We start from the raw sequence: 19,595 nt of genomic DNA, 5'->3' as shown, positions 1-19,595 counted from the left end.
CCCCCCGACCCCCCCCCCCCCCCCCCCCCCCCCCCCCCCCCCCCCCCCCCCCCCCCCCCCCCCCCCCCCCCCCCCCCACTACCCGATGGTCTGCGGTCATGAGGGCGCGGGCCAGGTGGTCCAGGTCGGGCCGGACGTCACCTCGGTCCAGCCAGGTGATCATGTCGCCATGTCGTTCATTCCCTCCTGCGGAAACTGTGGGCCGTGCCGGACGGGCCGGGCGTTCCTGTGCGACGACGGCGCCAAGCTGTTCGCGGTCGGGATGATGACCGACGGGCGCATCGCCCACCGGCTCGGCGACGAGGCGGTCGCGCGCTACTCCCAGATCGGCGCGTTCTCCGAGCGTCAACTGCTCGCCGAGTCGACCCTCGTGAAGATCGACCCGGACGTCCCCTGGGAGGTCGCCGCCCTGGTGTCCTGCGGCGTCGCGACCGGTTTCGGCTCCGCCGTCAACCGGGCCGAGGTCAGGCCCGGGGACGTCGTCGCCGTCCTCGGCATCGGCGGTATCGGCGTGAGCGCCGTGCAGGGCGCGCGGATCGCGGGGGCGCGGCTGATCTTCGCGGTCGACCCGGTCGAGTTCAAGCGGGAGCAGGCGCTGCGCTTCGGCGCCACCCATGCGTTCGCCTCGCTGGAGGAGGCGACCGCGGCGATCCGGGACCTGACCGAGGGCAAGCTGTGTGACTCGGTGATCTGCGCGTACTCGGTCATGCACTCCGAGCTGCTGCAGCCCGCGCTCGACCTCACCGCCAAGGACGGGATCTGCGTCGTCACCTCGGTGGCGCCGTTCGGCCAGCAGAAGGCGGATCTCGACCTGTTCAGCCTGACCCTGAGCAACAAGCAGATCCGCGGCTGCCTCTACGGCTCACAGAGCCCGCGCACGGCCATTCCCCGGCTGCTCAACCTGTACAGGACCGGCCAGCTCAAGATCGACGAGCTGATTACCAAGAGGTACACCCTGGACCAGGTTAACGACGGCTACGCGGACCTCGAGGCCGGCCGGATCCTGCGCGGCGCGATCACCTTCTGACCGCCGCATTCTGACCGGCGTCCGCTGACTGCCGCGTCGGCCCCCGCGATGTCCGGGGGGCCGACGTCCAGCCCCGGCCTCGGGCCAGCTCAGCCGCGGTCGGTGGTGGTATGCGCCGGCTTCCGGTGTGCCGGTCGGGGGAGACCTATGTGCTTTCGTCGACGCCGAGGGCGAAGTCCCAGTGGCCAACCCCGTTGCCTGCGAGGCCCACCGTGACCACGCCCACTCCTTCCAGCCAGTGCGCCATTTTCAGGCCGCCGACGTCCAGCGGGCGCAGCCCGAGGCTCTCGATGAATGCCGCCACGTCCGCCTTGGCCGGCGCATTGTCGCCAGCGATGAAGACGTTGGGCCGGCCCTTCTCCAGGACCTTACGGAAGATGGTGTTGAATGCCTTCACCACGCTGGCGCTGGCCGGGGCCACCTTGGCGACCTCCTGCGCGATCGAGGTCTCCTCGCTGTGGGCCAGTCCGTCGAACGTGGCGTTGAAGGGGTTGCTGATATCGACGATGACCTTGCCCGCGAGGGCGTCTCCGTACTCGGCGACGACCGGAACGACACCGTCGTACAACAGGGCCGTGATGACGATGTCCCCGGCCGGGACGGCGCCCCACTTGCCCGTCGCCGCGCCGCCGCCCAGAGCCTTGGCCAGGTCATCGGCCTTGGACTGATCGCGTCCCATGACCTCGACGGTGTTGCCGCCCGCCACCGCGAGCGTGCCGATGGTACGGGCCATGTTCCCCGTACCGATGAGGGTGATGCTGCTCATGAGGTGTGCCCTCTTCCTGTTCTCGAGGTGTCGCTCTGTCTCGTTCGCGCCGGGTCAGGAGCAGGGCGTCGGCCGCGACGTTTCTGGGCCAACTGACGCGCCCTTCCCGGCACCTCCGGCTCGTCTTCCGCCGGTATCCTGGGATGCGTGAACCTGCCGTCATTCCAAAAAAGCGGGGGTCAGGTCAGGGACATGGGACGAGGGCATCCCGTGATCGTTACTCTCCCTTGGTGCGCAGTTCCCAGGGCTGCATGCCGACGAGAGGCGTGAGGTGACCCTGCATCTCGACGGCGGACGGCAGCGGGCGCCAGAATATGGTCACCTCGGCAATCCTGCCGTCCGCGTCAATCATCATCGACAGCACGCGAATTCGGCGCCCGCGCAACACTTCGGCGTGTTGCGGATGTCCGCGTTCGAGATCAGTTCGTTGTGGCGACCGGGTTGTTGTGGGGTGTGCCCGCAGCATTCCTGGTGTGTGGTTCAGATGGCGGTGGTGCCGCCATCGGTGACCAGTTCCAGGCCGTTGACGTAGCTGGAGTCGTCTGAGGCGAGGAACAGGGCGACGGTGGCGATTTCTTCGGGGCGGCCCATCTTTCCGCGGGGGATGAGGGACTCGAATGCGGCCTTGGTTGCCTCGTCGAACAGTTCTTCCTGTTTGGCGGTGGCGACCTGGCCGGGGGTCAGGACGTTGACCCGGATCCTGCGGTCGCGCAGTTCGTTGAGCCAGACGCGGGCCCAGGCCTGCTGGACGGCTTTGCTTCCCGCGTAGAGGCTCCAGCCGGGGAAGGCGCCGCGGGAGGCGTTGGATCCGGTCATGAAGATCGAGCCGTTGTCGTTGATCAGCGGCAGTGCCTTCTGCACGGTGAACAGGGTGCCGCGCGCGTTGAGCCAGAAGGCGCGGTGGAACTGTTCCTCGGTGATCTCGCCGAGGACGGCGGGTTCGCCCATCCCGGCGCTGGCCCACAGCACGTCGATCGAGCCCTTTTCCCGCTTGACGGTGTCGTACAGGCGGTCCAGGTCGTCCAGTTCGGCCGCGTCACCCTGGACGGCGGTGACGTTGCGGCCGATCAGCCTGACGGCGTCGTCCAGTGCTTCCTGCCGCCGGGCCTGGATGAAGACGTGCGCTCCTTCCTCGACGAACAGTTTGGCGCCGGCCAGCGCCATGCCGGTGGATCCGCCGGTGATCACCGCTACCTTGCCATCGAGCTTTCCCACGATCACTCCGTTGAATTGATGGGTATCCGAAACAGTTCGGTTCTTATATAAACCGGACTGTGTACCTAACGTACCCGATGGCTGGCCGGAGAGCAAGCTACATACACCGGTCGGTACCAACCCCGCCGCGGGACGCCCGGCACACCGCCGCACCGACGATCATCGGGACCGCTCTCACCCTGCGAGATCTCCGTCATCGCGAAGGGCGCACGGTCCAGGCATATGTACACCGTACCGTATACTTAACGTAACGGATGATCAACCCGAACGCAAGCTATGTAGACCGATCTGTACCGAACGGTCTATGCTGGAGGCATGACGGAGTTGGAGAAGGGCCCGCTGGGCCGGCGCCGCGGCAGGGGCGCACGCGAGCGCATACTCAGCGCGTCACAGCAGCTGTTCCGCGATCAGGGCATCAACCGCACTGGCATGGACCAGCTCTGCGCCGTGGCCCAGGTGTCCAAGCGCACGGCCTACCAGCACTTCACCAGCAAGGACGAACTCGTCGCCGAATACCTGCGCCGATTCGATCCCGACGTCATGCCCGGAGTGTTCGACCGCACCGACCTCACACCCCGCGAACGACTCCTCGCCGCCTTCGAGATACCCGCGTCCACTCCCCTGTGCCCCTACATCGCGGCGGCCGTCGAACTCCACGACCCCCAACATCCCGCATCCCAGTACGCACGCGACTACAAGACCGCCATCGCCGCGCGGCTCACCGAGACCGCCCGCGAAGCCGGCGCCACCAACCCCGAACAACTCGGCGAACAACTGGCGCTGCTCATCGACGGCGCCTCGGCCCGCACCCGAGTCCTCAACAGCGAATCCTTCCCCACCGCCGCCGCCATCGCCGCCGTCCTCATCGACAACGCCATCCCCGCGTCATCTCCTCGGCAGCCCAGCGATGACCGCGGAACCACCGGGTCTGCTCCCGTTCCGGTGGGAGCCCAATGACGGCCCGATCACGCCTCGTCGGCCGGAAGACGACGTCGAGTTCGGCGCGGCCGGAGCGGTAGCTGCCGGGACTCGGGCCGGCGCGACCAGCGCGGTGACGGGGTCCGGCGCGGCATGCGCGAGAAGGTAGTGCGTCGACTCGACCGAGATCATCTGACCGTCCGCGCGGTCGCCTCCGGTCGGCGGCGGCTGCTCGACGGAACGGCGCAGCTGGCCGTGCCGCCGGGCAGCCGGTGGCGGTGGACGGCCACCAGCCGGTACACGCCGGCCGCTAGCCAGGAGACCGGCGGGATCGCCATGACCCATCCGACAGCCCGCCAGACCGGGGCGGCCCGTCCAGTGGGGCCGGCCCGGCGCAGGAGCAGCGCGATCGCGGCCGCGCCGGATGCCCGTCGCCCGTCCGGCCCGATCCACTGCACCGCCCGTGCGGCGTCGCGCTCGCTCACCCCCAGCTCGGCCAGCGGCAGCCGCTGCGACGCCTCGACCTCGACCGCGGGCCGCACCACGCTCACGATGAACTGCGCCGACCGGGTACAGAACCCGCAGTCCCCGTCATAAGTGAACAGCGGCTGCCGGCCGAAGGCACGATCCGGACTTCTGAGCTGATCCGTCATCTCTCCACTGTGCCCGCAGGATCGTCACCTCCCTACTGCCAGGACCGATCGACTTCCGGGACCAATCGACTTTCGTGACCGATCAATCTCCGTGACCGATCAATCTCCGTGACCGATCGACGCCGTGCTGTGGACCGGACATCGTCTCCCTCAACGGGACTCCGGCACGGACAGGGTGTGCCAGGCCGGCGTCCAGAGATCAGCGTCCGCGTCCGACCTGTCCGCGTCGGCTCGCCGGACGTCGAGATGGTCGCGCAGACTCCCCAGCGCCGGATGGGGATTGTCGCGCCGCCAGATCAGGGACATCGGGTAGATCGGAGACGGGTCACGGATCGGAACGCGCCGCAGATCGTACCGGTCCGGCCAGAGGTAGCGTGAACGTTCACCGACGAGAGTCGCCAGGTCGTCCGACTCGGCGATCTCCTCCAGTAGCGCCTCGTTGCCGAAGATGGGTCCGACGAGGTCGATGGTCAGGTCAAAAGCGGCAGCGAACTCGATGTAATAGGCGGCCCATTCCGTGCCGGGTGCCATGCCGGGCATCCAGATTCGATGCCCGACCAGCATCCGCGGGCGCAGGAAACGCGCGTAGGCGAACGCATGGCGCGGGCCGACGAGCAGCTCGTGCGGTTCGTCGATGACCCGCATGCTCGCGAGCGCCGCCGGCAGCACCCGCGCCCCGGTGGGGGGCACCGGGACGGCGTGGAAGGTGGCGTCGATCGTGCCGGCTTCGACAGCGGCGGCGGCGGCGTGGACGTCGATGTCCAGGGTGACGACATCGAGCTCGGTCTCGGGATGCGCACGGTAGAAGTCCTGGAGCAGCACCGCCGCGGCGACGCGCCGGTTGACGACATCCACCCGCAGCGCCCGCCGGCCGGGGCGCACGGACTCCACGGCCCGTTCCGCTGCCCGCAGGAGCTCCCGGGCGTGCGGCAGGAACGCCTGGCCGTCGATGGTGATCCGCGCGCCGCGGGCGGTGCGCACGAACAGCCGCACCCCGAGGTCCTTCTCCAACGCGGCGATGCGCTTGGAGACGGCCTGCTGGCTGACCCCCAGCAGCGCGCCCGCGTCCTGGAACTGCCCGACGTCCGCGATGGCGACAAACGTACGCACGCCATCCAGGTCCATCCGTGGACCCTAGCGCACAACCAATGGTTGTGGAATGCGGTCCGGCTGGATGTTTGATCACGCGGCGAGGTCCTGATTCGATCGGGCGGGCCGACGTCCGACAGTCCATCCGCACACCGAACGCGACACCGGCGGCGCGGCGCATGGCTCGGACGGAGTACGCCGGGAGAGCAGGCGGAGAACCTCGAAGGGGCATGTAGATCGGTGGGCAGGCGATCGCTGGGACGGGAGTTCAGGTGGCTGTGGGCCGCGTACGCGGTCAGCGCCTATGGCACTGGGCTGGGGTTCGGCGCGTTTCCACTGATTGCCGTGGTGGTGCTGCATGCCGGCGCCGCCGAGGTGTCCGCGCTGTCGGCCGTCGGGCCGGCGGTGGGAGCACTGCTCGCGATACCGCTCGGACCCTGGGTGGAATCCCGCCGAGCCCGTTCGGTGATGGTCGCGATGGACCTGGCCCGGTGCGCGGCGATGCTGACGGTCCCGTTGGCCTACCTCCTCGGCCGGCTCACCATTGCACAACTTCTGGTTGTGTCCATTCTGGTGGCCGCGGCAAAGATAGCGTTCAACGCGGCCAGCGGCGGCTACCTCAAGGTCCTGGTTCGTCCCGGCGACCTGCTGGTCGCGAACGCGAGGTTCGAGTCGACATCCTGGAGCTCGCTGGCGCTCGGCCCACCGCTGGGCGGCGCGGCGATCGGCCTGTTCGGCCCGGTCACCACGGTTGTGGCCGACGCCGTCAGCTACCTGCTGTCCGCCCTCGGCCTCACCGCCATCCGCGAACAGACCGGCGAGCGGGACGGCCGGCAGACCAGCCAGCAGGACGTGGACAGTGCCCGCCAGCGAAACGGGGAGCGCCGCGCGCACCGGGAAGGGCCGCCCGATGTCGACGGCCAGAGCACCGGGCAGGGTCGGGGCGCTGCGGCGCTCCAGGGCTGGCGGCACATCCTCGGCCATCCCGAGCTGCGCGCGCTGTTCTTCAACGCCCTGCTCGTCAACGGGATGATCATGGCGACGGAACCGTTGCTGGCGGTGCTGCTGCTCGGTGAGTACGGCATGCCCCCCTGGCAGTACGGGCTTGCGTTCGCCGTACCGTGCGTCGGCGGCCTGATCGGCTCGCGGCTGGCCCGCCGGGTCGTGGCGCGCCGCGGGCGGCTTTGGGTGTTCCGCGCCGTCGGGACGCTGCGGGTGGTCTGGCTGATCGGGCTGGCGCTCGTCCGTCCCGGCGTCGCCGGGCTGCTGACGGTGATCGTCGTCGAGCTCCTGATCATCATCTGCATGAGCATGTATGCACCCGTGCTCGCCACCTACCGGCTCGAACAGACTCCGCGCGACCGCGTCGCCCGGGTCCTGACGGCCTGGTCGATCAGCACCAGCACCGCCATCGCCGGCCTCACCGCCCTGGGCGGCCTGCTCGCGGGCGCGACCAGCCCCCGCACCGCCATCACCGTCGCCGGCCTGCTCATACTCGCCACTCCGGTGCTACTGCCCCGCGGGCGAGAACGCCTTGTTCCCAGCGAGGCGACGTAACCAGCGAGGCCAGCCTAAAAGGCCAGGCCGGGCGTCGGACAACAGATGGCACAGTCGGATGGCGATTCGACCGGCGAACGCTTGCCAGGCGACTTTCCATCGCCTATCGTCGCCGCGTGGTGGTCGCCGATTTATCCGCCGATAGTCGACCGAGGTTCCTCGCCGAACCGTGCCTCTTTTCAGCCGTGCGACCCGCGGCGGCGAAGGTAAGGCGATGGGGCTGACAGCGCCGACTCCGCCGGCCCGCCCGCCGGCGGAGTCGGCGACGGCGACGGCGACGGCGATAACGGCTTATGGTGTACGGCGGCTCTGGTCACGACAGATCGATTACTATCCACCACTGCGGCAGCGCCAGCTCTACCTGGCAATTGTCGTGATCAGCACGATCTACCTGTACTACGCGCTCTACACGCAGGGCGCCGTAGCCACCCAGATCATCAGGCACTACCACTACTCCTTCACCAGCTTCGTCGTGATGATCATCGCGGCGAATGTCGCCGGCGCGTTCGCGTCCCTGTTCGCCGGGCTGGTCGACCGCTGGGGCCGGGCGAACCTCGTCGCCGGCGGCCTGCTCGTCGTCACCCTCATCGCGCTGCTGGGATTGCCGAACGCCCCGAGCCGGCTGTGGTTCTCCTCGCTGATCACTCTGCTGGCATTCGTCGAGGGCATCGTGCTGGTGGCCACGCCGGCACTGGTGCGTGACTTCTCCCCACAGATCGGCCGCGGATTCGCGATGGGGTTCTGGGCGCTGGGGCCGGTCCTGGGCAGCCTGACGTCCACCATGGTGTCCAGCAACACCCTCGACGCCCACCCGGACTGGCGTTTCCAGTTCCATGTCTGCGGGATCGTCGGCCTGACCGTCTCCGTGCTGGCCGCGATCGGGCTGCGGGAGCTCACCCCCAGCCTGCGCGACCAGCTCATGGTGAGCCTGCGCGACCGGGCGCTCATCGAGGCCCGGGCCGCCGGAACCCAGCCGACCGAAGCCGGCGCCGACGCGGGCATGTGGGGGCGGGTGATCCGCTTTCGGGTGGTCGCCCCGTCGGTGGCAATCGGCGTTTTCCTGCTGCTCTACTACACTCTGGTTGGTTTCGTCGTCGTCTATTTCTCGACGGTCTACGGGTATTCGGAGTCGCGGGCCAATGCGCTGGCGAACTGGTTCTGGATAGCCAATGCGACCGCGCTGGTGGTGTCCGGCCTGTTGTCGGACGGACTGCGGGTCCGCAAGCCGTTCATGGTGCTCGGCATGGCGATGAACGCCGGTGGCAGCCTGCTGTTCTCCCTCGCCGCGACGCACGCGGGCACCGGCTACTACACGCTCGCGGGCTATTTCGTGCTCATGTCGGTCGGCGGTGGCATGGCCTATGTCGCCTGGATGGCGGCCTTCACCGAGACGGTGGAGAAAATCAGCCCCGCCGCGACCGCCCCGGGCCTGGCCATCTGGGGCTGGATCCTGCGGTTGGTCGTGGCGGGCGGGCTCGTCTCCATCATCCTGATCCTGCCGGCGACCTCCACGCTGGTCGACCACGGGCAGCGGGTGCGGGCGATCGCCGCGGCCCACCCGAACGAGGTCGCGGTCCTCTCGGCGCTCGACCCGGCGTCGTCGGCGGCCCTGAGCCGCAACCCGGATGACATCGGCGCCCTGTCGACCGCGCTGCGCGAGGTCGCCGCCCAACAGGGGGCGAGCCCGGCACAGGCCGCCGCGGTCTCGACCGCCGCGCGGGCCCGCGCCCAGCAGCTCACCGCTGCCCGAGCGATCGATCCGGCCACGCTGAGTGTTCTGGAGCGCGACTCGTCCGACCTGACGGCGGCCGGCCAGGCGATAGGCGAGATCGTCGCGAAGCTCCACGTCGACCAGGCCACCGCGGTCAAGCTGCTGACCAGCCTGCACAGTCCCGCTGTCCGCAGCGACCTGGGCCTTGTCCAGCGCTACGGCAACATTCTGACCGCCGCGCAGAAGACCATCCCCGCGGATGACCTCGCCTACCTCAGCGCCCACGGCGCCCGCGTGGCGGACGCCGAGCGGCAGAATCCGCGCGAGTGGCAGCGCTGGTGGTGGGTCTGCATCGGCGGCCAGGTGTTCTTCCTGCCGTTCATCTTCGTTCTGACCGGCCGTTGGAGCCCCCGCCGGGCCCGCGAGGACGAACGCCAGCACGAACAGGCGGCGGCTCGGGAGCTCGCCGCCCTGCGTGCCGACGCGGCCGACTAACGACCGACATACTCGAACCTGGACGCCTTCTCGCCGGTCAACCACTCGCGGAACGGCACGGCGGTCCAAGGATCGTCGACGCGGCGACCCGCGGCCTCCTCAGTCGGATCCAGAGCAGCGCCGAGGATGTTCTGCCCGTGGAACTTAGCCCGCCGCCGTGGCCGGAGGCGCCCGCCACCGCCCTCCTCGTCGCTGCGCGTGACGACGGATTGGCCCCGGAAAACCTCCGTGTCGCTTCTACAGGGTTACGAAAGGATAAATCGGGCACATTACCCGGTAGAAGCGACACCCCACGCACCAGCAGCGCCACCACCCCCGAAAACCATCACGGACGGTGAGATTCACTGGGTGAGCCCGGCCGCGAGCGTCAGGTCATGCTGGTTGACCGTGAACGCCTTGGCCGGCAGCCTGCCCCCCTGCCCGGCCCAGTTCCATCGGCCGACGTCCGGCGCCTTGACCTCCTTACGGGCGGATCAGTGAGGAAGGGATGCGTGGCGTTCGAGGAAGGCGGCGACGTCGCGTTCCGACTCGACCGGGAGGGGATAGACGAGCAGACGGTCGACCCCGAGCTCGGCGTACTGCTGTGCGTCGTCGGCCGTGACCTCGATCGGGTTGATCTGCATATAGACGATTTCCAGGCGGCCGAGCCGCTGCGGACGGGCGGTCTCGGCCGCCGCCGCCGCGAGGCCGGCCAGATGGATGGGAAGGTCCGCGAGCCCGCCGTGGCCGAACCAGGCGTGCCCACGGGCGACCGCGCGACGGAAGGCCGCCGGGCTGTGCCCACCGACCACGATCCGCGGGCCTCCCGGACGCACCGGCCGCGGATACGCCTCGACGTTCGCGAACTGGACGTACCGCCCGTCATAGGACGGCTTGGGGTCCAGCCAGAGTGAGGTCATCGCGTCGAGGTACTCGTCCGTGCGGCGGCCACGGTCGGCCATCGGCACACCGATCGCGGTCATCTCCGGCTCCAGGTAGCCGGCGCCCACCCCGAGCAGCACCCGTCCGTCGCTCAGCACATCCAGGGAGGCGACCTGTTTGGCGAGCACCAGCGGGTTGCGTTGGGGAAGGATGATGATCCCGGTGCCGAGCTCGAGCCGCCTGGTGACCGCGGCGACGTAGGTCAGGTGCACCAGTGGATCGACGATCGCGTCGTGCGGGGCCATCGGGGACGCCGGCACCCTGGGGCTGGGCAGGACAACATGCTCCCCAACAAACCACGAGCTGTAGCCGAGTTCCTCGGCCAGACGGGCCAGGCGGACCGTCGCCTGCGGCCCGACGGTCGCCTTCACGTTCAGACCGTGCACGCCAAGTTCCACGTTGATGCTCCTACACGTCGACGAACAGACAGGCCGGAAGAAGCCGCAGGCCAGCGGGCTGGTCCGGAGCGTAGACGAGTGCCTCCATGGATGACTCCTTCGCCAGACCGGCTGGTGGTGACGGCCGGATGCCACCACCACCCTGTCCACCGGACCACGCACCAGTCCAAGACCCATTGCCATAACCAGTGGTTATGGATCGGCCCTTCATCGACATCTTCGCCGACGTCTGCTGCGCCTGTTCCCACTGACCGCACAGCATCCTGGCGGCGCCACCGCCTCAGCCGGCAGGCCGGCTCAACCCGGGTCGGGTTCGAGTCGCAGCACAATCCGGTCCGCGACGGGTACGAATCCGAGCCGCTGGTACACCCCGTTACTGGTCGGATTGGACAGGTCCGTGAACAGCACGATCTCGGACGCGCCCGCCTGGCGCGCGGCCAGGCCCACCGCTGCCGTCACAGCCCCGGCATATCCACAGCGCCGGAATGCGGGCGGGGTGTAGACCGGACCGATCCGGACGGTCCCGGCCACGGACCGCGTGTTTCCCGCCAGCGACACAGGTACGCCGTCCACCTCCCAGAACGTGTAGCCGGCATGGCCGAGCCGGTCGTCGACCCTGCGCGCCATAGCCTCGTGATCAGAATGCAAACCGGACTCAGCCTCGGCCTCGAAGGCTGCGGCCCAGGCGATCAGCAGGTCGCGGTCCGCCTCCCGCGCCACCCGAGAGCGCCCGGCGGGGGCCGGTGCTGGCGACACGAGTTCTCCCAGCCGGTACAGCCGCTGCCGAAGCGGCGGCACCGGCGATGAGGCCGACGAGGATGATGATGCTGACGAGGCGGCCGGCGACAGCGTCGTCGAGTCCGATCGGCGTCGACCCCAGGCCGCAGCGAAGGAACAGGCCGTCCGCTCGTCCGTATGCACGCTCGGCAACGGACGTCCCCGCGGCCACGACGCGGCGAGGGGTTCCACCGCGGACTCCGCGAGTGCCGTCAGAAGCAGGCCATGCGGCGGGGTCTGCAGAAACGCGCCCTGGACGGCACCGGAGTCCGGTCTCCAGTCCTGCGGCGTGTGGGCCTTCCCGTTCTTCTGGCCAGCCGGCCACGAGTCCGACGAGAACTCCCCTCGGCCTTCGGCCACCCACCAGCCGAACAGCGGAGCCGCTGCCCCGAAAAGCAGGAGACTGGACGTGCGCAGCGATTCTGCAACGGTCAGCAGGACCGTGTTCTCCACCGGCCGGGCGCGGAGGAACGGGCCCGCAGCCGCGAGGTACTCTTCCAGGTTCTCCGTCAGATGCCAGGCCATACATCATCATGACGTGTGCCGCCGGACGTCCGCATCTGGTTTTCGGCCGTCACCGCGGCCCGACGCCCCCAGCGCCCCCAGCGCCCTGCGCGTCGAGGCGCTTCCTCCGCTGCCCGCCCCATGCGCCCAAGGGGCGCAGCGCCTCGTTGAGCGAACTGCCGTGCTCGGTCAACGAGTACTCGACCCGTGGCGGAACCTCGCGGAACACCTCACGGTGGATCAGATCATCCTCCTCCATCTCCCGCAGATGCTGGATGAGCATCTTCTCGCTGACGCCAGGAAGGCCACGCCGAAGCTCACCGAACCGGCGGATCCCGTGCTGCTGCAGCTCCCAGAGAATCAGCACCTTCCATTTCCCCGCCACCACATCTATACCGGCATCAATACCACAGGCATAAGGACCGCGCCGCACACTCGTCGCCATCATGATCCTTCCACCGGCAAGGCACTTACTTTTAGGTGAGTATAGAACAAAATAGTGAGTACTTGCCGTCCCGAGTGCGTCAGTAGAAGGTCAGAACAGCACCTCGACCGACCATCAAGTCAGGCAGGAACGCCGCGATGACGACCCGACCACCGACCACGAACCAGCCACCGGCCGCGAACCAGCCACCCTCCCCGCAACCACCACCGACCGTGGACCGACTCCCCGCATCGAACCGCACAGCCTTTCTCGGTCTCGGTGAGATGGGCAGCGCTCTGCCGTCAACGCCGAGCGACACGGACACGGGCACGCGCGGGGGCGCGGACCGAGAACCGCGGCCTGTCGCCGTCATCGGTCTTGGTCCGATGGGACGGGCGATGGCCGCGTCGCTGCTGCGAGCCGGTCATCCAGTCACGGTGTGGAACCGCACCGCCCAGCGCGCGAGCGAACTGGTGGCCGTCGGCGCGATGCTCGCCACGTCGCCGGCCGCCGCGTTCGCCGCGAGCGAGCTGGCGATCCTCAGCCTCACCGACTACCAGGCGATGTACGACATTCTCGGCACGGACGCCGGAAGTGTGCTGGCCGGCAAGGTGCTGGTCAATCTCAGCTCGGACACACCCGATGCCTCGCGGGAGGCCGCCCGATGGGCAGCCGGACGGGGCGCGAGCTTCCTGACCGGGGGCGTGATGGTTCCCGCGCCCGCGGTGGGCCGCCCGGGAGCATACGTCTTCTACAGCGGCCCCCGGCAGGTGTTCGACGCGCACGAACCGACGCTGCGCCGGCTCGGTGAACCCAGATTCCTCGGATCCGACCCGGGCCTGGCGCAGTTGTTCTACCAGGCGCATCTCGACGTGTTCCTCACCGCACTGTCGAGCCTGCTGCACGCCACCGCGCTCGTCACGGCCGCCGGTGTTCCGGCCGCCGAATTCATGCCCGGTGCGATGGACACGCTGACGGCCATTCCGGCAATGATCGGAGACGGTCAGGATCTCGCCCGGAGCCTGACGGCCGGCGAGCATCCCGGCAATCTCAGTACGACCCGGATGATGGGCGCGACCGCGCACCACATCGTGGCGACGAGCGAGCGGTCCGGCGTCGATGCCGGGCTCCCGAGGGCCGTCAGGGCCCAGTACGACCAGGCGATCGCCGCCGGCCACGGCAACGCCAACTGGACCGTCCTCTACGAGTTCCTCAAAGCCTCGACCTGATTCTCACGCGCGGGTTGACGGTCGCGGCGCGACCGCTGGTGCTGGTGTGGGCTACCCAACCGATGATTGTGGTCCGCTAGCCCGAGGTCCCGCCTTCCGCCGGATCGTCAGTCTTCGGCCGCCCGTCCGACGTCTGCGACCTCGGATCGGCGAATTCCTCGTGACTACTCGAGGTCTGCCGCGGCGCATCAGCCGCCTTCTTCACTCCAGGTTCACCCCGAAGTTCGCGTTCGTCGGTAAAAACCTCGACCACATCGGCATGATGCCGGACCTCGGGGAGGGCATGCGGCTGCGCTGGTCGGGCGATGGCCGGACAGGCGGTGGCGCGAGCCGGAACCTGGGGAACTCGGTGGTCACCTGAGCCGTCCGCGCCGTGACACGTTGACCAACCCCATATGGGTGAGGCGGGCTCGCAAGGTCTCCACCCGACGACGGGCTGACGCCTCGGGCAGCCCAAGCCGAGGGGCGACGGCCGAGTAGGTCGCCGGGATCGGATCGGAGTGTCCATCCGTGCGGAACAGAGGCTCGAACAACGGCTCTCGGGCAGCTCGCTCGCGGGCGGTCAGTTCCGGCGCGGACCAGGTGGCCAGGCCCGCCGCCGCATCCCCCGCAGTCCCGGCGTCCAGGCGGACTGGGGGGCCGTCAGAGCCGTTCTCCGGCAACTCGACATGCAGCGCATAGCTGCGGAAACGGCCGGCCACCCAGATTGTGGTCGACTCGGCAAGCAGTCGCGAGCGGCCAGCCATCAGCGTCTCCCGAAGACCGAACTCCTCGATGGTGAGTGAATTTGTTTTGCTACTGTTGATGATCCACCAGTGCTGGCCATGAAAGACGACGGCCCCGGCGGAACGGGAGACGCCAAGGTCGTCCCGATCAAGGCAGTGCGTGCTGGCCGGGTCGCGGCCGAACGTGAACCCACCGGCAGTTGTGATCACATAGGTATGCAGCCCGACGGTAATCATCGGCTCTGCCACCGGCGAGGCGGAGGACGCCTCTCCTGTCATACGCCCGCCTTTCCTCCCAGGCTATCCAGAACGGAGCGACGCCAATGTAGAGCCACCACGAATCGACCGTTCTGGTGGGCAGCAGCACTGTCAGGTATGAGCCAGCGCGTCGGGGATGTCAGGACACCTCGGGATCCGTGCCACCGCGGGTGACATCGTTGGAATCGGTCAGATCGATGGCGCCCTCGGCTCGAGTGCCGCGTGGGTCAACATCGGCCAGGGTGTCGCGGACTACGGTGAGCAGGGCGGCGAGTTCCTCGCGCTGGGCGGCGGTGAGCCGGCGAGTGGTGTGGCGTTCGAGCTCGTGCCACGCGGCGCGGGCGGCGGGCGCCACCTGGGCACCACGCCGGGCCAGGCTGACGATCATGATTCGACCGTCGTCGGGTGACGAGCCGCGTTGGACGAGGCCGGCCCGCTCCATGGCCTGCAGTGTGGCGGTGACCGTCGAGCGATCCCGGCCCAGATAGTGCACCAGCTCGGTCTGCGGGACCGGTCCGTGCTCCTCAAGGTAGAGCAGCACGATCTCGTGGGGGACGGTCACCCCGACCTGCCGCAGCAACTCGTCGCCGAGGCGGGCGTGGATCCGCAGCACCTGCAGCAGCAGCGAGCCCAGCGGTGCGCCGTCGATGGACGTGCCGACGTGCGGGCGTCCGCCGCCGCCGAGCGCGGTGCGCGCGGTGCGCGCGGCGGCAGCGGGGTTCGTCGCGTTCCTGGCTGCGTCCATGGCCGCCGAGCTTAGCCATACCGTTGGCATGCCAGCGGAGTTCCGATAGCTTGTTGGCATGCCAACGGTATGGGAGCTCCTGCCGCGGTGGCCGGTTTCCACCGCGGCTCCAGGATGGATTGTGGCTGTCGGAAGGACGTCGCCATGCGTGCAGTGATCGCTGACCGGGCCGGTGGCCCCGAGGTGCTGCGCTCCGTCGAGCTGCCCGACCCGAGGCCGGGCCCCGGGCAGGTCCGGGTCGCGGTGGACCACGCGGCCATCTCCTTCATCGACACCCAACTGCGCGCCGGGACGTCCCCCGGGCCTGGGGTCACCTTTCCCCTCGTCCTCGGCAACGGGGTGAGCGGCCTCATCGACGCCGTCGCCGAGGACGTCGACCCGGTCTGGCTCGGCGAACGGGTCGTCACCGCCACCGGGGGCAGCGGCGGCTACGCGTCCGCCGCCCTGGCCCGCACGGACAACCTGCACCGCCTGCCCGCCTTGTCGCCGGCCGGCCGATCGGCGGGCCTGCCTGCCTCCGCCGAGGCTACCGAGACGGGCGCTTCGCCGGCCTCGGCCGAACCGGGCAATCGGCTGACCTCCGCCGAGGCGGCCGCCATGCTGGCCGACGGCCGCACCGCCGTCGGGCTGCACCGGGTCGCCCAGCCCGGCCCCGGCGAGGTGGTCGTGGTCACCGCGGCGGCCGGCGGCGTCGGCGGCCTGCTCGTCCAGCTTGCCGCGGCCGGCGGCGCCCAGGTCGTCGCGCTCGCCGGCAGCGAACGCAAACTCGCCCACGCCCGCGCGCTCGGCGCCCACCATGGCGTGAACTACCGCGACGATGCCTGGGAACGCACCCTCGCCGATGTGGCACCCGGCGTGGATGTCGTCTTCGACGGCATCGGCGCCCCGATGACCGACGCCCTGTTCCCACTGGTGCGCTCGGGCGGCCGCTACCTCCCGCACGGCGCCGCCGGCGGGCGACTGGGCACGATCGACCCGGCCGCCGCCGCGGCCCGGCAGGTCACGATCATCACGCTGGGCGCGATCGGTGCCACGGGCGAGGAACTGTTCGCCCTCGTCGAGGAGGCACTGCGGCTCACCGCGCTCGGCGCCCTGCGGCCCACCATCGGACAGACCTTCCCACTGGCCGACGCGGCGGCGGCGCACGCCGCCATCGAGGCGCGGGCCACGATCGGCAAGACGCTCCTGACCACGGCCTGAGCCGCCGAGACCCGCGCCCCGGCGGGCCGGGACGGGACGGTACGGGAACGGAGGCGGGCCCGAAAAACTGTCCGGGACCGATCAGCGTGGGGAAACGGTGGTGCTCGGGTTGGTGGCCGAGTCCGCCCTCGGCCTGCGGGTCGACGGCGCCAGGGACGCGTCCGCGTCAGTCCTCGTAACGGCCGACGGGACGGGACGGGGCGGGGTCGCCGGGACACTCGGGAATGACCGAGGCGGGGAGGTAGTTGCACGTGCAATCATCTGCCGCTCAGGCAGAGCCGACCGCACGGCTGGAGGGTTCGTCATGACGAGCACCGCATCGTCCGGTCGTCCCGTGCCGTCGCCGCGGGCCGGGCGCACGCCGGTGGACATCCGGCGCGCCTGGACCCGGGCCGCGACCCGCACGGGGTGGCTCGACTCCCACCACTCCTTCTCGTTCGGGTCGCACTACGATCCGACGAACACCCACCACGGCGTGCTGCTGGTCAGCAACGACGACACGGTCCGCGCCGGCACCGGGTTCGAGACTCATCCGCACCGGGACATGGAGATCGTCACCTGGGTGCTGCGTGGCTCGCTGGTGCACGAGGACTCCGTCGGCAACGCCGGGGTTCTCTACCCTGGGCTCGCGCAGCGGATGAGTGCCGGGCGCGGCATCCTGCACTCGGAGAAGAACGACGCCTGGCGGCTCGGCGGCGAGCCGCATGACGAGCCGGTGCACTTCGTCCAGATGTGGGTCGCGCCCGACACGAGGAACGTCGACCCGGGCTACGAGCAGCTGGAGATCGACGACGAGCTGCTGCGCGGCGGCCTGGTCCCGGTCGCCTCGGGGATGGCTCGCGACGACGGGCACAGCGCGATCCGCATCCGTAACCAGCACGCGGCCCTGCACGCCGCGCGGCTCGCTCCCGGCGGCGAGGTGCAGCTGCCCGACGCCCCCTACCTGCACCTGTTCGTCGCGCAGGGCGAGGTGACGCTGGAGGGCGCAGGCGTGCTGCATACCGGTGACGCCGTCCGGTTCACCGCCACCGGCGGCCAGCGGGTCACCGCCACCGCGACCGGTCCGGCCGAAATCCTGGTCTGGGAGATGCACACCGACCTGGCCGGCCTCGCCGCGTGAGCCGTCGGCCCGCGCGGCTCGGGCACCCGGGGCCCAGGTGCCCGAGCCGCGCGGGGCCAGCCCGCCTGACCCAGGTGCGGATCAACCGGCCCGGCCGGTCAGCCGGGGTGGCGGCGCGGGTCAGCCGGCCTGGCCCTGCGCGAGGTAGTACTTGGCGGCGTCGCGGACGGCGTCCGGGGTCGGGGACGGATGCCAGCCGAGCTCGCGGGTGGCCTTGCCATGGTCCAGCGGCGGCATGTAGTAGGCGAGACGCACACTGACGGTGTTCATCGGGAGGTCCCGGCGCAGGACCCGACCGGCGACGTCACTGAACCGGCCGAAGGCCTTCATCACGGGGAGCGGCACGCCGACCCGCGGCGGCTTCGCCCCGCCGGCCTCGGCCGCGGTGAAGGCCAGATCCTTCCAGGTCATGTAGCGCTCGCTGATGATGTAGCGCTCGCCGACCCGCCCGGAGTCCGCGGCCAACAGGAACGCCCGGGCGGCATCCCGGATGTCGACCACCTCGATCGACGTCGACGAGCCGAAGTAGAACGGCATCCGCCCGCGGGCCGCCTCGGCGACCATCCGGCCGTGCGGCGTGCCGTGATCGTCCGGACCGTAGGTGGTGCCCACGTTCATGATGACGCCCGGCAGCCCGCGCTCGCGGCAGTAGCGCAGGACGAGCTGCTCGGCCTCGACCCGTGCCCTGATGTAGGGGCCGCCCAGGTGTGCCCAGGTGTTGGGATGATCCTCGTTGGCCGGGCCGCCGGCGGGATCGCGGCCGATTGTGCCGACCGTGCTGCAGAAGACGAAACGGCGCACCTTCTCCTCGACGGCGGCGTCCAGTGCGTGCCGCAGGCCCTCGACGTTCGTCGCGAACAGCGGAGCCGGGTCCCGCAGCCAGGCCCGCGCGTCGACGACGCAGTAGTGCACGGTGTCGACGCCCCGCATCGCCTCGCGCAACGCGTCGTCATCGGTGAGATCGCCGTAGTGACGCCGCACGGGCAGCTCGTCGAACGCCTTCGTCGAGCTGGTCCGCCGGATCCAGACGCGAACCTCGTCGCCACGCTCAGCCAACTGCCGCGTCACGTGAGAGCCGACGAAACCACTCGCCCCCATCACCAGCTGTAACCCGCTCACGCGCTGACCGTCCCTTCCGGACGCAGGTCGGATGTTCGCTCGCCGGCGCGCCTGACCTGCCGGCAGCCTGAGCGTGGCACAGCCGCCGGTCGCCGGCCTCCACCGCGCCTCGTGCCGCGTCCGCCCCCACCCGAGGTCACCGCAGGGTGCCCGTCCACGGGTCCGCGCAGGCGATCCCCCGGGCCGGTGCGCCCGCGCGCTACGACTCCGCGTGCCCGAGATCCGCGAAGGTGACCCTGAGGTCCTTCTTGAGAATCTTCCCGCTGGGGTTCGCCCTCCGACACCCGGTCGCCGTCCGCAGCCTAGAACGATCCGCGGCCGGGCGGGGCTCGGAGGTTCTGCGGGTACACCCGCGGCTGAGGCCACTACTCCCACCACCGGCCAGCGGCCAGCGGCCACCGGCCAGCGGGAGGTGCGTGGGGATGGTGCGCGGCGGGCCGGTCAGTCGGGGCGGGCGCAATCGCCATCCGTGATGGCGACCGGGCGGCTGCGCGATTCAGAGGAGCCACCGTGGCCCGAGTTACCGGTTTTGTGCCCGTTTTGCCCCACCAGAACGACCACCGGCGCGGACAGCCACTCGACTGACGATCAGCGGGCTGCCGGCACGGATACGGGGAGTGGTGCCGGGGGTTGCACGGCCCGCTCGTCGAAGCGCTCGCGGGCGGCGATGATCTCCGAGGCGTGGATCACCGACCATTCACCGATGGCGTCCACGAGCTGCTCGAGAGCGGCCGCACCCGCGGG

The 19,595-nt window shown here is 69.8% G+C and carries 19 protein-coding genes; 8 read left to right on the top strand and 11 right to left on the bottom strand.

Features of this window, described 5'->3' with window-relative positions:
• Positions 1 to 1,027: zinc-binding dehydrogenase (locus MXD95_RS05070; RefSeq protein ID WP_285223521.1), on the top strand; the 1,027-nt coding region annotated here is incomplete at its 5' end.
• A gap of 145 nt (positions 1,028 to 1,172) precedes the next feature.
• Here the strand turns inward: MXD95_RS05070 and MXD95_RS05065 are convergent.
• Together MXD95_RS05065 and MXD95_RS05060 are read right to left on the bottom strand one after the other, a co-directional pair.
• Positions 1,173 to 1,793 carry an NADPH-dependent F420 reductase gene (locus MXD95_RS05065; protein ID WP_250639356.1) on the bottom strand — a complete coding sequence of 207 codons (621 nt, stop codon included), beginning with the start codon at positions 1,791 to 1,793 and terminating at the stop codon, positions 1,173 to 1,175.
• A gap of 480 nt (positions 1,794 to 2,273) precedes the next feature.
• Positions 2,274 to 3,104 (bottom strand): SDR family NAD(P)-dependent oxidoreductase, encoded by an 831-nt coding sequence (locus tag MXD95_RS05060; protein WP_250639355.1) that lies wholly within the window; start codon positions 3,102 to 3,104, stop codon positions 2,274 to 2,276.
• 219 nt (positions 3,105 to 3,323) lie between these two features.
• Between MXD95_RS05060 and MXD95_RS05055 the strand changes: the two genes are divergently transcribed.
• Positions 3,324 to 3,965 carry a TetR/AcrR family transcriptional regulator gene (locus MXD95_RS05055; protein ID WP_250639354.1) on the top strand — a complete coding sequence of 214 codons (642 nt, stop codon included), beginning with the start codon at positions 3,324 to 3,326 and terminating at the stop codon, positions 3,963 to 3,965.
• Between the two features lie 149 nt (positions 3,966 to 4,114).
• Here MXD95_RS05055 and MXD95_RS05050 read toward each other — a convergent pair whose 3' ends face one another.
• Positions 4,115 to 4,579, bottom strand: a complete 465-nt coding sequence (locus tag MXD95_RS05050) for a thiol-disulfide oxidoreductase DCC family protein (RefSeq protein WP_250639353.1) — start codon at positions 4,577 to 4,579, stop codon at positions 4,115 to 4,117.
• 150 nt (positions 4,580 to 4,729) lie between these two features.
• Positions 4,730 to 5,704 carry a LysR family transcriptional regulator gene (locus MXD95_RS05045; protein ID WP_250639352.1) on the bottom strand — a complete coding sequence of 325 codons (975 nt, stop codon included), beginning with the start codon at positions 5,702 to 5,704 and terminating at the stop codon, positions 4,730 to 4,732.
• A 204-nt stretch (positions 5,705 to 5,908) separates the two neighbouring features.
• Here MXD95_RS05045 and MXD95_RS05040 point away from each other — a divergent pair, with 204 nt between their 5' ends.
• Together MXD95_RS05040 and MXD95_RS05035 are read left to right on the top strand one after the other, a co-directional pair.
• Positions 5,909 to 7,225: an MFS transporter gene (locus MXD95_RS05040; RefSeq protein ID WP_250639351.1), complete on the top strand. Its 1,317-nt coding sequence runs from the start codon at positions 5,909 to 5,911 to the stop codon at positions 7,223 to 7,225.
• Positions 7,226 to 7,439: 214 nt separating this feature from the next.
• Positions 7,440 to 9,431 carry an MFS transporter gene (locus MXD95_RS05035; protein ID WP_250639350.1) on the top strand — a complete coding sequence of 664 codons (1,992 nt, stop codon included), beginning with the start codon at positions 7,440 to 7,442 and terminating at the stop codon, positions 9,429 to 9,431.
• Positions 9,432 to 9,904: 473 nt separating this feature from the next.
• Here the strand turns inward: MXD95_RS05035 and MXD95_RS05030 are convergent, their stop codons facing one another.
• The 3 genes from MXD95_RS05030 to MXD95_RS05020 all read right to left on the bottom strand — a co-directional run bounded on the left by MXD95_RS05030 (position 9,905) and on the right by MXD95_RS05020 (position 12,476).
• Positions 9,905 to 10,750: a TIGR03619 family F420-dependent LLM class oxidoreductase gene (locus MXD95_RS05030; protein ID WP_250639349.1), complete on the bottom strand. Its 846-nt coding sequence runs from the start codon at positions 10,748 to 10,750 to the stop codon at positions 9,905 to 9,907.
• Positions 10,751 to 11,047: 297 nt separating this feature from the next.
• Positions 11,048 to 12,052, bottom strand: coding sequence for a GNAT family N-acetyltransferase (locus MXD95_RS05025; protein WP_250639348.1), 1,005 nt, complete (start codon positions 12,050 to 12,052; stop codon positions 11,048 to 11,050).
• Between the two features lie 49 nt (positions 12,053 to 12,101).
• The gene (locus MXD95_RS05020; protein ID WP_250639347.1) at positions 12,102 to 12,476 is read right to left on the bottom strand and encodes a winged helix-turn-helix transcriptional regulator; all 375 of its coding nucleotides are present in this window, start codon (positions 12,474 to 12,476) and stop codon (positions 12,102 to 12,104) included.
• 350 nt (positions 12,477 to 12,826) lie between these two features.
• Here MXD95_RS05020 and MXD95_RS05015 point away from each other — a divergent pair, with 350 nt between their 5' ends.
• Together MXD95_RS05015 and MXD95_RS05010 are read left to right on the top strand one after the other, a co-directional pair.
• The gene (locus MXD95_RS05015) at positions 12,827 to 13,684 is read left to right on the top strand and encodes an NAD(P)-dependent oxidoreductase (RefSeq protein WP_308301446.1); all 858 of its coding nucleotides are present in this window, start codon (positions 12,827 to 12,829) and stop codon (positions 13,682 to 13,684) included.
• 160 nt (positions 13,685 to 13,844) lie between these two features.
• Positions 13,845 to 14,045 carry a hypothetical protein gene (locus MXD95_RS05010; RefSeq protein WP_250639345.1) on the top strand — a complete coding sequence of 67 codons (201 nt, stop codon included), beginning with the start codon at positions 13,845 to 13,847 and terminating at the stop codon, positions 14,043 to 14,045.
• Here MXD95_RS05010 and MXD95_RS05005 read toward each other — a convergent pair.
• Together MXD95_RS05005 and MXD95_RS05000 are read right to left on the bottom strand one after the other, a co-directional pair.
• A complete protein-coding gene (locus MXD95_RS05005) occupies positions 14,038 to 14,688 on the bottom strand; it encodes a hypothetical protein (RefSeq protein WP_250639344.1) in 651 nt (216 codons plus the stop codon). The genes MXD95_RS05010 and MXD95_RS05005 overlap by 8 nt on opposite strands.
• 118 nt (positions 14,689 to 14,806) lie before the next feature.
• A complete protein-coding gene (locus MXD95_RS05000) occupies positions 14,807 to 15,412 on the bottom strand; it encodes a MarR family winged helix-turn-helix transcriptional regulator (protein ID WP_250639343.1) in 606 nt (201 codons plus the stop codon).
• Positions 15,413 to 15,556: 144 nt separating this feature from the next.
• On the opposite strand from MXD95_RS05000, the gene MXD95_RS04995 reads away from it, so the two are divergent.
• Positions 15,557 to 16,612, top strand: coding sequence for a zinc-binding dehydrogenase (locus MXD95_RS04995; protein ID WP_250639342.1), 1,056 nt, complete (start codon positions 15,557 to 15,559; stop codon positions 16,610 to 16,612).
• 304 nt (positions 16,613 to 16,916) lie between these two features.
• Positions 16,917 to 17,732, top strand: coding sequence for a pirin family protein (locus MXD95_RS04990; protein ID WP_250639341.1), 816 nt, complete (start codon positions 16,917 to 16,919; stop codon positions 17,730 to 17,732).
• Between the two features lie 120 nt (positions 17,733 to 17,852).
• Here MXD95_RS04990 and MXD95_RS04985 read toward each other — a convergent pair whose 3' ends face one another.
• Both MXD95_RS04985 and MXD95_RS28415 read right to left on the bottom strand, forming a co-directional pair.
• Entirely contained in the window at positions 17,853 to 18,851 is a 999-nt protein-coding gene (locus tag MXD95_RS04985; protein ID WP_250639340.1) for an NAD-dependent epimerase/dehydratase family protein, read from the bottom strand.
• Between the two features lie 588 nt (positions 18,852 to 19,439).
• Complete coding sequence (locus MXD95_RS28415; protein WP_285223520.1) at positions 19,440 to 19,565, bottom strand: hypothetical protein; 126 nt, start codon at positions 19,563 to 19,565, stop codon at positions 19,440 to 19,442.
• Between the last annotated feature and the right edge of the window lie 30 nt (positions 19,566 to 19,595).

Source organism: Frankia sp. AiPa1 (genome assembly GCF_023243075.1).
Taxonomy (GTDB): Bacteria; Actinomycetota; Actinomycetes; order Frankiales; family Frankiaceae; genus Frankia.
Note: the sequence above shows the minus strand (reverse complement) of the source record. Positions and strands in the feature narration are given on the sequence as shown.